The sequence below is a fragment of the Bacterioplanoides pacificum genome, from assembly GCF_042648445.1.
In the GTDB taxonomy this organism is placed as follows: Bacteria; Pseudomonadota; Gammaproteobacteria; order Pseudomonadales; family Oceanobacteraceae; genus Bacterioplanoides; species Bacterioplanoides pacificum.
The window spans coordinates 468444-481888 of sequence record NZ_JBHRYB010000005.1 but is presented as its reverse complement, the minus strand read 5'-3'; the positions used below and the strand labels follow the sequence as shown (position 1 = coordinate 481888).

11 protein-coding genes are annotated in these 13445 nt (G+C 54.8%); 8 read left to right on the top strand and 3 right to left on the bottom strand.

All coding sequences use genetic code 11. The features are described from left to right. Nucleotides 1-80 precede the first annotated feature (80 nt). Both ACFOMG_RS06800 and cobA read left to right on the top strand, forming a co-directional pair. A complete protein-coding gene (locus tag ACFOMG_RS06800; RefSeq protein WP_376865604.1) occupies nt 81-2777 on the top strand; it encodes a nitrate reductase in 2697 nt (898 codons plus the stop codon). Beyond that, nucleotides 2777-3538: a uroporphyrinogen-III C-methyltransferase gene (gene cobA / locus ACFOMG_RS06795; protein ID WP_376865602.1), complete on the top strand. Its 762-nt coding sequence runs from the start codon at nt 2777-2779 to the stop codon at nt 3536-3538. Before ACFOMG_RS06800 ends, cobA begins: the two co-directional genes overlap by 1 nt. Nucleotides 3539-3545: 7 nt before the next feature. On the opposite strand, the gene ACFOMG_RS06790 is transcribed toward cobA, so the two are convergent. Further along, on the bottom strand, nt 3546-4196 hold the full coding sequence (locus ACFOMG_RS06790) for a DUF938 domain-containing protein (protein WP_376865601.1): 651 nt from the start codon (nt 4194-4196) through the stop codon (nt 3546-3548). Between the two features lie 174 nt (nt 4197-4370). Between ACFOMG_RS06790 and ACFOMG_RS06785 the strand changes: the two genes are divergently transcribed. The 3 genes from ACFOMG_RS06785 (at nt 4371) to ACFOMG_RS06775 (ending at nt 8084) form a co-directional block, all read left to right on the top strand. After that, a complete protein-coding gene (locus tag ACFOMG_RS06785; protein WP_376865600.1) occupies nt 4371-6101 on the top strand; it encodes a proline--tRNA ligase in 1731 nt (576 codons plus the stop codon). 113 nt (nt 6102-6214) lie between these two features. Then, a complete protein-coding gene (locus ACFOMG_RS06780; RefSeq protein WP_376865599.1) occupies nt 6215-6808 on the top strand; it encodes a lytic transglycosylase domain-containing protein in 594 nt (197 codons plus the stop codon). Between the two features lie 19 nt (nt 6809-6827). Beyond that, nucleotides 6828-8084 carry a sensor domain-containing diguanylate cyclase gene (locus ACFOMG_RS06775; protein ID WP_376865598.1) on the top strand — a complete coding sequence of 419 codons (1257 nt, stop codon included), beginning with the start codon at nt 6828-6830 and terminating at the stop codon, nt 8082-8084. A 105-nt stretch (nt 8085-8189) separates the two neighbouring features. Here the strand turns inward: ACFOMG_RS06775 and cysN are convergent, their stop codons facing one another. Further along, nucleotides 8190-9800, bottom strand: a complete 1611-nt coding sequence (gene cysN, locus ACFOMG_RS06770) for a sulfate adenylyltransferase subunit CysN (protein ID WP_376865597.1) — start codon at nt 9798-9800, stop codon at nt 8190-8192. Then, a complete protein-coding gene (gene cysD, locus ACFOMG_RS06765; RefSeq protein WP_376865596.1) occupies nt 9800-10708 on the bottom strand; it encodes a sulfate adenylyltransferase subunit CysD in 909 nt (302 codons plus the stop codon). Before cysD ends, cysN begins: the two co-directional genes overlap by 1 nt. A 261-nt stretch (nt 10709-10969) precedes the next feature. On the opposite strand from cysD, the gene ACFOMG_RS06760 reads away from it, so the two are divergent. The 3 genes from ACFOMG_RS06760 to ACFOMG_RS06750 all read left to right on the top strand — a co-directional run bounded on the left by ACFOMG_RS06760 (nt 10970) and on the right by ACFOMG_RS06750 (nt 13437). Next, on the top strand, nt 10970-11608 hold the full coding sequence (locus ACFOMG_RS06760) for an alpha/beta hydrolase (RefSeq protein WP_376865594.1): 639 nt from the start codon (nt 10970-10972) through the stop codon (nt 11606-11608). Between the two features lie 108 nt (nt 11609-11716). Beyond that, nucleotides 11717-12838 carry a cell division protein ZapE gene (zapE, locus tag ACFOMG_RS06755; protein ID WP_376865592.1) on the top strand — a complete coding sequence of 374 codons (1122 nt, stop codon included), beginning with the start codon at nt 11717-11719 and terminating at the stop codon, nt 12836-12838. Beyond that, a complete protein-coding gene (locus ACFOMG_RS06750; RefSeq protein ID WP_376865591.1) occupies nt 12838-13437 on the top strand; it encodes a rhomboid family intramembrane serine protease in 600 nt (199 codons plus the stop codon). The genes zapE and ACFOMG_RS06750 overlap by 1 nt, the downstream gene beginning before the upstream one ends. Nucleotides 13438-13445: the final 8 nt, after the last annotated feature.

The following is a 13445-nucleotide window of genomic DNA, read 5'->3' as shown; positions in this document are numbered from 1 at the left end:
GTTGTGTAAAAAAGTTCTTCGGAACTGAGCATTGGCGCTCACAGGCCTGGCCTGTGGGCGCTTTTTTTTGGAAACCCGTTATGACTCAAACTGATACCACCTGCCCTTATTGCGGCGTCGGCTGCGGCGTCAGCGCCAAAGTCGTGAATGGCCAGCCACAACCCGTGTCCGGCCTGGAGCAGCATCCGGCGAATCTGGGCCGCCTGTGTGTTAAAGGCTCAGCGTTACACGAAACACTGGGCCATGACGGACGTTTATTACAGCCGTTTATCGACGCTCAGCCGGTCAGCTGGGATCACGCACTGGATACCGTCAGCCGCCGGATACAACAGGTCATACAACAACACGGTCCGCAAGCCGTGGCCTTTTATGGTTCCGGCCAGCTGCTGACGGAAGATTATTACGTCGCCAATAAGCTGATGAAAGGCTTTATCGGCAGCGCCAATATGGATACCAATTCCCGCCTGTGTATGGCATCTGCAGTGGTGGGTTATAAACGCGCATTTGGCAGCGACACCGTGCCCGGCTGTTATCAGGATCTGGAACAAACCGATCTGCTGCTGCTGGTCGGCAGCAACGCCGCCTGGGCGCACCCGGTGTTATTTCAGCGCATCCGCCGTGCCAAAGCACAAAACCCGGCCATGAAAGTGGTGGTGATTGATCCGCGCCGCACCGCCAGCTGTGATATTGCCGACCTGCACCTGGCGTTACGCCCGGGGAGCGATGTCTGGCTGTTTCAGGGGCTGCTCGCCTATCTCAGTCAGCATGATGGGCTGGATCAGGATTTTATTGAACAACATTGCCAGCAGTTTGAAACCACCCTGCAACAGGCGCTGGCACAAGCCGCCAACCCGGAGCAGGTCGCCCAACAATGTGATCTGGACGTTGCGCAGTTGCGTACCTGTTACCAGTGGTTCCGCGACAGCCGCCGCTGTGTCAGCCTGTATTCCATGGGCGTCAACCAGAGCCGCTGCGGCAGTGATAAAGCCAATGCCATTATCAACGTCCATCTGGCCAGCGGTAAAATTGGCAAACCCGGCAGTTGTCCGTTTTCCATTACCGGTCAGCCTAATGCCATGGGCGGTCGTGAGGTCGGCGGCCTGGCCAATCAGCTGGCTGCACATATGGATTTTAACGCCGACGACTGCGACCGGGTACAACGCTTCTGGCAGTCGCCCGGCATCGCCCGCAGCCCGGGTCTGAAAGCCATCGACCTGTTTGCCGCCGCCGAACGCGGCGACATTAAATTCCTCTGGATCATGTCCACCAACCCGGTGGTTTCCATGCCGGATGCTGACCGGATCAAGCGGGCGCTGGCCAACGTCGATACCGTGGTGGTATCCGACTGCATGGCCGACACCGATACCATGCAATATGCCGATATCGGTTTACCGGCAGCCAGCTGGGGGGAAAAAAACGGCACGGTCAGCAACTCAGAACGGCGTATTTCGCGCCAGCGCGGCTTTTTACCGCCTCCCGGCGAGGCCCGGCCTGACTGGTGGATAATCTCCCAGGTCGGCCAGCGCCTGGGCTACCGGCAACAGTTTGATTACCATCACCCGGCCGATATTTTCCGCGAACACGCGCGTTTATCCGCGTTTGAAAACAACGGCCAGCGCGATTTTGACCTGTCGGCACTGACGGAGCTGAACCAGGCTCAATACGATGCCTTAACGCCGTTACAGTGGCCCGTTAACGAGCGCTATCCCAACGGTCGTCAGCGATTGTTCGACGACGGTCATTTTTATACCGCCACTGGCAAAGCACAGTTTGTCCCGCTGCAGGCCACTGCCGCACTGTCAGTCAGCCAGCCGCCGGGGCGGCTGATCATGAACAGCGGCCGCATCCGCGATCACTGGCACACCATGACCCGCACCGGCCAGGCGGCCCGGCTGAATCAGCACATCAGTGAACCCTTTGCCCTGCTGCATCCGCAGGACGCCAAACAACGCCAGCTCAGCGACGGCCAACTGGTCGAGGTGTCTAATCAGCGTGGCCGTTTATTGCTTCGCGCCCGGGTCAGCGATGAACAACGCCATGGCGAAGTGTTTGTACCGATGCACTGGAGCGACCGCTACAGCGCCCGGGCACGGGTCAGTAGTCTGATAGACAACACCCATGATCCGCTCTCCGGCCAGCCACAATTAAAAATCAGCCTGGTACAGGCCCGGGCCTATCACCCGGACTGGCAGGCCACTGTGTTCAGCCGTGACGACATCAGCCGCCCGGGGCAACGCCCACTGCTGCAGTCGCTGGATTATTGGGCCAGTGGTCGCAACGAACAGGGCTTTTTCTGTGAACTGGCCAGCCGCGGTGATAGTCGCGACTGGTTACAGGCATTGCGTCAGCAAATGGCTCAGCAATCCTCTCAGCCACTGCACTGGGTCAGCTTCGATGATCCCAAACGGCGCCACTACCGGCGTGCTGCCTATGATGCATCCGGGCTGGTCTGCCTGGTGTATTGTCGCAGTGGCGGACAAAACAGCAGTCTGCTGAACCGTGCCTGGCTGAGCCAGCAACTGGCCACCGGACAACCCGACAGCCAGCTGCGTATGGCGTTGCTGAACGGTCACCCTCCGGGTCCGCAACAGGACCAGGGAGCCATTATCTGCTCCTGCTTTCAGGTCGGCGATAAAGCCATTCAGGCGGCCATCAATGCCGGCCACAACAACCCCGAAGCCCTTGGACAACAATTACGCTGTGGCACCAATTGCGGCTCCTGCCTGCCGGAATTACAACACCTGTGTGACGCCACAGCCCCGACGGAGATAGCATAATGACAGCCTCAAACAGCCATTCATTCGGACAGGTGGCGCTGGTGGGTGCCGGCCCCGGCGACCCGGAATTATTAACCCTGAAGGCCATGCGACTGCTTAACCAGGCCGATTGCGTGTTATACGACAGCCTGATATCCGACGACATCCTGGCGTTATTACCCCGCCAGTGTGTGCGGATTCACGTGGGTAAACGTTGTGGCCAGCACAGTATGAAACAGGCTGACATCCAGAGCCTGCTGGTCAGTTGTGCGCGCAAATACCGTCAGATTGTGCGCCTTAAAGGTGGCGATCCGTTTATTTTTGGCCGCGGTGGCGAAGAGCTCGAATACCTGCGTCGTTATGGCATCAGCACCACGATTGTACCGGGTATCACCGCTGCGGGCGGGTGTGCAGCGGCGGCTCAGATTCCACTGACCCACCGCCAGTATGGCAATGCCCTGCTGCTGCAGAGCGGCCACAGTCAGTTTGGCGATTATCAGGCCAGCGACAACCCCACCCGGGTGTTTTATATGGGCAAAAAACAGGCTGGCAGTATTACCGCCGGTTTGCTGCAGCAGGGTTTACATGAAGCGACTCCGATTGCTCTGATTCTGAACGGTACCCGGGCGCAGCAACAGGTGATCAAAGGGGTATTGATGGATTTACCGTTTCTTGCCGCGCGCTGCCAGCAGGACGACGGCCCGGCGCTGATTGTTGTTGGCGAAGTGGCGGCACTGGCGCGCGACACTCAGCCCGCAGAAGCACACCATGCCGTTGCCTGAAGCGTGCTCAGGCGTCGGCGTATTTCTGCAGTATCAGCATGCGGTTATTGGCCGGCATGGCGATATCACGAATCAGGCGTAACTTTTCTTTGCGGGCGGTGAGGATCAGCTGTTCAAAGTCTTTGATGCCGGCTTCCGGGTTACGCTGACGTAACCAGTCATCCAGCTGGCGGTTGCCTTCGCTGGTGTATTGCCCTTCGTAATTATACGGGCCATAAAAAAAAGCCAGCCCGGTGTGTTTCAGTACCCGGCCGATACCGGCCATCATCGCCCGCACGTGGGGCCAGCTGATAAAGTGCACCACGTTGGCACTGAAGACCGCATCCACCTGTTTGACCGGCCACAGCTCCTGCGCCACATCAAGCACCAGTGGCGGCAGAAAATTTTCCCGTTTATGCCGTAAGCGCCAGGCATTAATGCCGGCCAGGGCGCCACTCAGGTCCGACGCCTGCCACTTTACCGTGGGGAGCTGGCGGGTCATATAAGCCGCATGCTGGCCGGTGCCACTGCCAATTTCCAGCACCACGGCATGTTGCGGTAACTCGCTCTGTAATACATCAGCGATCGGCTTCTGATTGCGCAAACACGATTCAGCAATCGGCAGGTCAGCTTCCAGCAGCTCAGCCAGCAACAGATCCTGATCACGTGTTTCAACCATAGTTTGTTATCTCACTCGGGGAAAAAATGGGTATGCTTGCGCGAGTATCGCACAGCAATATGACAGTACAACCCTCGGTTAATAATTTCCCGCCAGGCCAGTGTGCGTTGCCGCCTGTGGCCTTAAGCATTAAAATCATCCGTCATTTGAACTGACTATGGGCAACTTAGACGCATGCGCGCTACTCAATTTCTGATCGCAACCGAAAAAGAAACACCGGCTGATGCCGTGGTCATCAGTCACAAACTGATGCTGCGTGCTGGCATGATCCGCAAACTGGCCGCCGGCCTGTACAACTGGATGCCACTGGGTCTGCGCACATTGCGCAAAGTCGAAACTATCGTACGCGAGGAAATGAACCGCGCCGGCGCCATGGAAGTTCTGATGCCCGCCGTTCAACCGGCCGAGCTGTGGCAGGAAAGTGGCCGCTGGCAACAATACGGTGGTGAGCTGCTGCGTCTGAAAGACCGTCATAACCGCGATTTCTGCGTTGGCCCGACCCACGAAGAAGTGATTACCGACCTGGCCCGCAACAACATCAGCAGCTACAAACAGCTGCCGCTGAACATATTCCAGATCCAGACCAAATTCCGTGATGAAACCCGGCCACGCTTTGGCGTGATGCGTTCGCGTGAATTTATCATGAAAGACGCCTACTCGTTCCACGCGGACGCAGCCTGTCTGGATAAAACCTACCAGGTGATGCACCAGGCCTATTCCCGTATTTTCACCCGCCTGGGGCTGGATTTCCGTCCGGTGTGGGCCGATACCGGTTCCATCGGTGGCGCTAAATCACACGAGTTTCATGTGCTGGCTGAATCCGGTGAAGACGACATCGCCTTCTCCAACGCCAGCGATTATGCCGCTAACGTTGAACTGGCCGAAGCCTTAGCGCCCGCCGGTGAACGGCCCGCCGCCAGTGAAGCAATGCGTGAAGTCGACACGCCGGACGCCAAAACCATCAACGAGCTGGTAGAACAGTTTGACCTGAAGATTGAAAACACCGTTAAAACTCTGATTGTGCGTGGCGAAGCCGACGACGACGGCAACCAGGCGTTAATCGCCCTGTTGTTACGGGGTGACCACGAGCTGAACGAAATCAAGGCGGAAAAAATCGACGGCATCGCCAATCCGCTGCAATTTGCCAGCGAAGACGATATCCGCGCCGCAATTGGCGCCGGACCGGGTTCTCTGGGTCCGGTGGGCATGAACATCCGCATCATCGCCGACCGCAGTGCAGCCCATTGTGCCGACTTCAGCGCCGGTGCCAACAGCGATGGAAAACACCTGTTTGGTATCAACTGGGAGCGTGATTTGCCACTGCCGGAAATCGCCGACCTGCGTAACGTGGTGGCGGGTGATCCAAGCCCGTGTGGCCAGGGCACTCTGGAAATCAAACGCGGCATCGAAGTGGGCCATATTTTCCAGCTGGGCACCAAATACTCCGAAGCCATGAAAGCGACGGTACTGAACGAAAACGGCAAAGATCAGAATCTGGTGATGGGCTGTTACGGCATTGGTGTCACCCGGGTTGTCGCCGCCGCCATTGAGCAAAACCACGATGACAACGGCATCATCTGGCCTGATGCGATTGCACCCTTCCATATCGGCATTGTGCCAATGAACCTGCATCGCTCCGAAGCGGTACAGCAGGCAACGGAAAAACTCTACCAGGAGCTGACCGAGGCCGGTTTTGAGGTCTACCTCGACGACCGTGATAAAAAGACCAGCCCGGGCGTTAAGTTCGCCGATATGGAACTGATGGGCATTCCCCACCGGGTGGTGATTTCCGATCGTGGTCTGGAAGCGGGCACAGTGGAATACAAAGCCCGTCGCGCAGCAGACAAACAGGACATGGCTGCCGATTCTGTGGTGCAGTTCCTGAAGGATACGATCCAGCGCTAAGCCGGCCGCCGGGTCTGTTGCTGGCCCGGCTCCATTACCGGTGGCAACACAACATCAACAGCAGCAGTAACGGCAACAGTAGCAACAGCAATAACAACGATCAGGGAGCGCCGGTGAAACACTTTGGGCAAAGCGTGTTAACGGCGCTTTTTTTTGCATTACTTCTGCAGCCGGCCACCAGCCTGGCCCAGGACAGCCGCCCGGTTCAGATCGACGACGGGTTACGCAGCGCCCTGCTGCAGGCGGTAAACGACGCCAGTTCGTTTGAAGACAAGTTTGCCGCCCAGGTGTGGCTGGTCGATATGTCTGCGCGCCTGAAACGGTATATGAAAGACGATAAAAAACGGCTGGAATTCCTGCGTCTGGTGCATCAGGAAGCTACCCGTGCTGAGCTGTCGCCGGAGCTGGTGATGGCCGTAATCCATGTCGAAAGCGCCTTCCAGCGGTTTGCCATTTCATACGTGGGGGCCCGTGGTTATATGCAGGTCATGCCGTTCTGGAAGAAAGAAATCGGACGCCAGGATGACAATCTGATGCATCCACGTACCAATCTGCGCTATGGCTGTACTATCCTTAAGCATTATCTGAAACGTGAACGCGGCGACTGGATCAGAGCGCTGGCACGTTATAACGGCAGCCTGGGGCGCACCAAGTACCCGGAAAAAGTTATGTTATTCTGGGAAAAATACTGGTTCGTAAACCACTGAATTAACGGCGGGAACAAGGATGAGCGACGATGGATCACACCGGCAATGGCTGGAAAACAGCCCGGATGCAACTCTGGTGGTTAACCGCAGCGGCCTGATTCAGTACGCCAACCGGGCAGCCAGTGAAATGCTGCATTACCCGCCCAAAGTGCTGCTCGGGCAGCCGATCGACAAACTGGTACCGGAAGAAGTACGGGCACATCACGGCTCACTGGTGAACCTGTTCTTCCAGTCCCAGGGACGCCATCGCATGCGCAACCGCATTCGCGTGGTGGCGAATCAGGGTGAGATGATTGATGCCGAAATCCAGCTCGCCATCGTCACCAGCGGCGGCGAAGATCAGGCCATTGTTTCCATTCGTGATACCAGCCTGCTGGCTGAAACCGAAAAACGCCTGTTAAAAGCCGAACTCGATTACCACCATATTTTTGAAGTATCGTCCGTACCTATGTGTAAAGTCTCGCTGGGCGGCCGCTTTATGAAGGTGAACGACCGGCTCTGCACCCTGTTTGGTTACAAACGCGACAGCCTGCTCGACATGACCTTTCAGGATATTACCCACGCCGACGACCTGGAACGCGATCTGGAATTGCTGCACGAAGTACTGGATGACCAGCGGCGCAGTTATCAGATGGAAAAACGTTATATCTGTGCCGACAGCCGTGAGCTGTGGTGCAACCTGACGGTGTCGCTGATTCGTGATGAGATGGGCTTCCCGGACTATTTTATTTCCGTTATTCAGGATATCAGCACCAAAAAAGCTGCAGCGCGGCAACTGCGTGACTTTAATGAAAAACTGCAGGAAATGGTGCGCACCGACCACCTGACTCAGGTTAATAATCGCCAGGCACTGCTCGACGAAATGGAGCGCCAGCGCTCAATTTTTCTGCGCTATCAGCGGCCCGCCTCGATTCTGTTTATCGACCTGGATAATTTTAAATACATCAATGATACCTTCAGTCACGCCTGTGGTGACCGGGCACTGGTGGAATTTGCCAGCATGATGTCGGATAACCTGCGTGACAGCGATTTTATTGCCCGCTACGCCGGTGACGAATTTATTATTTTATTACCCGAGACCGATCAGCAGGAAGCCGCGTCAACCGCCGACAAGTTACGCCAGCTGAACATCTGCTTTGATTACGATAACCAAACCATCAAGGTTGATTTCAGCCTGGGTTGTGCCAGCATCAACGAAGCGCCGGAAGGTCAGGTGGAAAGCTGGATCAAACTGGCCGATGAGCGTATGTACCAGGATAAAGAACGACAGCTTTAGCCATCCGCTTTAACACTCAGGGTAAACAAAGGCGACGCTTGTAGATTAACAAGCCGCAGACGAACACATTGCTCCCCGACCAGCGGCCGGGGAACGAGACGGCATTTAAATAATGCCTTTTTCCTGCAGGTCTGCCACCAGACTATCCAGCGACTCCTGATCCGCTGCCAGACTGATGTCAGCACCGTCAGCACCACCAGCGACCAGAGCCACCAGACCTGCCGCTTTCAGCAGTTCGGCATTTTCAGCCGTGGCAATACCGGATACCCGACCCATCTCAAACAGACGACGGTCAAGCTGCAGCGCAACCTCAGCGGCGTTCACCGCATTAATGGCCACCACGGCAGGCTTCTGACCAAAACGGGCTGCTTTTTCTTCAGCAGATACCGGACTGGAATCACCGTCGCTGTCCTGCGCTTCACCAACAATCATACCGGCACCCACGGTAACGTTTGTGAGGCGGTCGATGATGATAAAGGCACCGGTTGCACGGTTTTTCTGGTACGGATCAAAAGCCACCGGACGGGTCAGAGAAACTTCACATAAGCCAATTTCATTCAGCTGAATCTGATCGGCATCATGCTGCTCCATGGTGTTCACATCCACCCGGTGATGCACCTTGGAAATGGCGCCCTGCGACATTTGTGAAGCGAACTTAATATCATACGCCTTACCCGGTAACAGCGGGCTTTCCGCCATCCAGACGATATCGGCATTGACCTTACTGGACACCACCGGCACATCATCAATGTGAACCAGCATATCGCCGCGTGACACATCAATTTCGTCGTTTAAGGTAATGGTCACCGCCTGATCGATAAAAGCTTCGTCCAGCTCACCCTCGAAGGTGACAATTTTATCGACCGTGCTGGTTTTACGCGACGGCAGCGCCATCACGCTGTCGCCCGGACGTACTGAACCGGACGCCACAGTGCCACAAAAACCCCGGAAATCCAGGTTCGGGCGGTTGACGTATTGCACCGGGAAACGGAAATTCTGCAGATTTTTATCCGCCGAAATTTCAGCGGTTTCCAGAATTTCCATCAGGGTTTTATCCTGATACCAGCCGGAACGTTCACTGCGGTTAACGATGTTATCGCCATCCAGTGCCGAAATCGGCACACACTGAATGTCGCTCAGATTCAGGTTATCAGCGAACTTCAGATAATCGGCTTTAATTTCCTCAAAACGCTCCTGGCTGAAATCCAGCAGGTCCATTTTATTCACCGCGACCACCACGTGTTTAATACCCAGCAGTGAGGCGATATAAGAGTGGCGTTTGGTCTGTGTCTGCACGCCATAACGGGCATCGATCAGAATGATGGCCAGGTCACAGGTGGAAGCACCGGTCGCCATATTGCGGGTGTATTGTTCGTGTCCGGGGGTATCGGCAATGATGAACTTACGCTTTTCCGTGGAGAAATAACGATACGCCACATCAATGGTAATGCCCTGCTCACGCTCCGCCGCCAGACCATCCACCAGCAGTGCCAGATCGATTTTTTCACCCTGGGTACCGGATTTAGCGGAATCGTTTTCTACCGAGGCCAGCTGATCTTCATAGATCATTTTGGAATCGAACAATAAACGACCAATCAGGGTCGATTTACCGTCATCAACGTTGCCACAGGTTAAAAAGCGCAACAGTTCTTTGTTTTCGTGTTGCTTCAGATACGCCAGGATATCTTCTGCGATCAGATTCGACTGGTGTGACATCAGAAGTACCCCTCTTGTTTTTTCTTCTCCATCGATGCTGATGAGTCGTGATCAATGGCACGACCCTGACGTTCGGATGTGGTAGTCAGCAACATTTCCTGAATAATATCCGGCAAAGTATCCGCAGACGATTCCACCGCACCGGTCAGCGGGTAACAGCCCAGCGTACGGAAACGCACCATTTTCATTTCCGGCGTTTCACCTTCCTGCAGCGGCATACGCTCGTCGTCGACCATGATCAACATACCGTCACGCTCAACCACCGGACGTTCTGCCGCCAGATACAGACCCGGAATATCAATGTTTTCCAGGTAGATGTATTGCCAGATATCCAGCTCGGTCCAGTTCGACAGCGGGAATACACGAATGGATTCGCCTTTATTCACCTTGCCGTTATAAATATTCCATAATTCAGGGCGCTGATTTTTCGGATCCCAGCGGTGATTTTCGTCACGGAAGGAATACACCCGCTCTTTGGCACGGGATTTTTCTTCATCCCGGCGAGCACCACCAAACGCAGCATCAAAGCCCCACTTGTCTAACGCCTGTTTCAGCGCCTGGGTTTTCATGATGTCGGTGTGTTTTGACGAACCATGGGTGAACGGCCCCACCCCCTGCTCCAGACCTTCAGGGTTGGTATGAACCAGCAGCTCCATACCGACGGTTTCGGCCATTTTGTCGCGGAATTCAATCATCTCGCGGAATTTCCACTTGGTGTCGACATGCATCAGCGGAAACGGGGGCTTACCCGGATAAAAGGCTTTACGCGCCAGATGTAACATCACAGCGGAATCTTTACCCACGGAATACAGCATTACCGGGTTATCAAATTCAGCCGCAACTTCGCGGATGATATGCATACTTTCCGCTTCCAGCTGTTTTAAGTGCGTCAGGTTGTAATCAGTCATGGTTGCTCTTCTGCTTCCGCAAACGCCTCAGCGGCGTACGGATTTACTGTTAGCCTAAATTAGATGGGCAGGACTATATCAAGAGCCGTGATATATAAGAAGGTGGAATTAATAACATTTGGCTATATGAATATGGCACTTTCTGCGCAGACTTTTGCACCCAACGGATAACTGCCGCCTGCCGGGCAAAAAGCGTATAATGCCGCGCTTTTCAGTACCACCAAGCACCCTTCACTCAGCACCATAATGGGAGCCCTATTGATGGCCGAAACAGCAATCAACATTCCCGCACCGGCCGGCACTCTGCAGGCCAGCCTGCACCAGAGCACAACGAACAACAGCGGCTTCCTGATGTGCCACCCGCACCCGCTGTTTGATGGCACCATGCACAACAAGGTGGTCACCACCGCCACCCGCACCGCCGCCGGACTGGGGTTATCCACCCTGCGCTTTAACTTTCGCGGAGTGGGCGACAGCAGCGGCCAGCACGACCAGGGCCGGGGTGAAACAGACGATGTGCTGGCAGCCATCCGTTACGCCCGCCAGACACTGGGCTGGCAGACACTCTACCTGGGTGGCTTTTCATTTGGCGCCGGTATGGCCTGTTTAGCTGCCTGCCAACAACCCGACTGGGTTCAGGGGTTATTTCTGGTCGCACCGGCGGTGCATCACTTTGACGCCCCCAACCAGCTGCCATTTGAGTTCGATAGCCATGTCTATATGGGCGATGCCGATGAAGTGGTGCCATTTGATGAAGTTGACGACTGGGTCGCCCGGCTGGTACCGCAACCCCACTGGCACGTATTCAGTGACGGCGGACATTTCTTTCACGGCCGGCTGACGGACCTTAAACAATCCCTGCAACAGGACCTGCAAACGCTGCTGACAGGCACGTCATAACGTACTGCCGATTACCCTGCCCCTACAAAAATGGCGTGATTTAAGGTAAATTGCGCCCCCTGAATTTTGGCCCAAGGCCTTCTCCGCCGGCTTTACGAGGAATACACCGTGTCGACATCTGCTGTTTCTACTCCATGGGAACTCTACCAGGAAGACTTAAAACGCGACGACTTCTCTTACGACGCCGCCCAGGAAATGGCCGTAAAACACCTGCAACGTCTGTACGATGATCTGGTGGCTGACTACCAGACCAGTAAAAACAAAGGCCTGATTTCGAAGTTATTCAGTAAAAAACAAAAAGAACCGATTAAAGGATTATATTTCTGGGGCGGTGTTGGCCGCGGCAAAACCTATCTGGTCGATACCTTTTATGATGCTTTGCCCTTCGAGCGAAAAATGCGCACCCACTTCCACCGGTTTATGCAACGGGTGCACAATGATCTGACCCAACTGAGCGGTGCCAAAAACCCGCTGGAAACCGTTGCCGATCAGATTGCTGCCGAAGCCGTGGTGATTTGTTTCGACGAATTTTTTGTCTCCGATATCGGTGATGCCATGATTCTCGGTGGCCTGATGCAGGAGTTATTTGCCCGCGGCGTTACCCTGGTATCCACTTCCAACATCATTCCCGATGGTTTATACAAAGACGGTCTGCAACGGGATCGTTTTATCCCGGCGATTAAATTGCTGAATAAATACACCGAAGTGGTGAATGTCGACAGCGGAGTCGATTACCGTCTGCGTACCCTGGAACAGGCCGAACTGTATCACTACCCGCTGGATAACAGTGCCGAAGCCAGCCTGCAAACCAGTTTTGATAACCTAGTGCCCGACGCCTGCCACACCGAACAAAATGTTAACGTTGAAGTGCTGGGCCGCAACATCCCGGCCAAAGCTATCTGCGATGATATCGCCTGGTTTGAATTCGAAGCCTTATGTGACGGCCCGCGTTCGCAAAACGACTATATTGAGCTGGGTAAATTATTCCACGCCATTCTGATTTCCAACGTGCCGGTCATGGGGTTAAAAAACGACGACCTGGCTCGCCGCTATATCAACCTGATCGACGAGTTTTACGATCGTGGTGTTAAGGTCATTATGTCGGCCGACGCCCCGATTCATGAAATTTATGGCAAAGGTAAACTGGAGTTTGAATTCCAGCGCACCACGTCCCGGATGCTGGAAATGCAGTCGCACGATTATTTAGCCCGGGAACACAAAGCCGACTGATGGCTATATCTGCTCGTTTCCGCCGCTGGCTGCAACCGTTTAAACATCAGCTGCGTGTCGTCGCGTTACTGGCCCTGATACTGACCGTACTGGAACTCATTAACCTGCTGACAATGCGCAGCCTGACGGTTTTAAGCATCGTGCCGCGTCAACTGTCCTCTCTGCCGATGCTGCTGAGTGCGCCGCTGGTGCACGGCAACCTGTGGCACTTCCTTTCCAATCTGGTGCCGTTTTGTGTACTGGCGTTTTTGTCACTGCAATACGGTAAACAACGCTTTATCAGCGTCAGTCTGGCCGGCGTCCTGATCACCGGAATCTGCGTCTGGTTTTTTGCCCGCCCGGTACCCCACATGGGCATTAACGGCGTGTTGTATTGTTATCTCGGCTTTATTTTACTGGCCGGCTTTGTCAGTAAAGAAACCCGGTTAGTGTTGTTATCAGTTGCCGTTGGTGTGTTTTATGGCGGCATGGTGTTTGGTGTATTACCACTGAATTCCTACATTTCCTGGGAAAGTAATTTATTCGGCTTTTTAACGGGTATTGGCTGTGCGCTGTTGCTGGTACGCCGCCCGGTCAGGGATATCAGTATCGAAGCCTGAGCCACGAC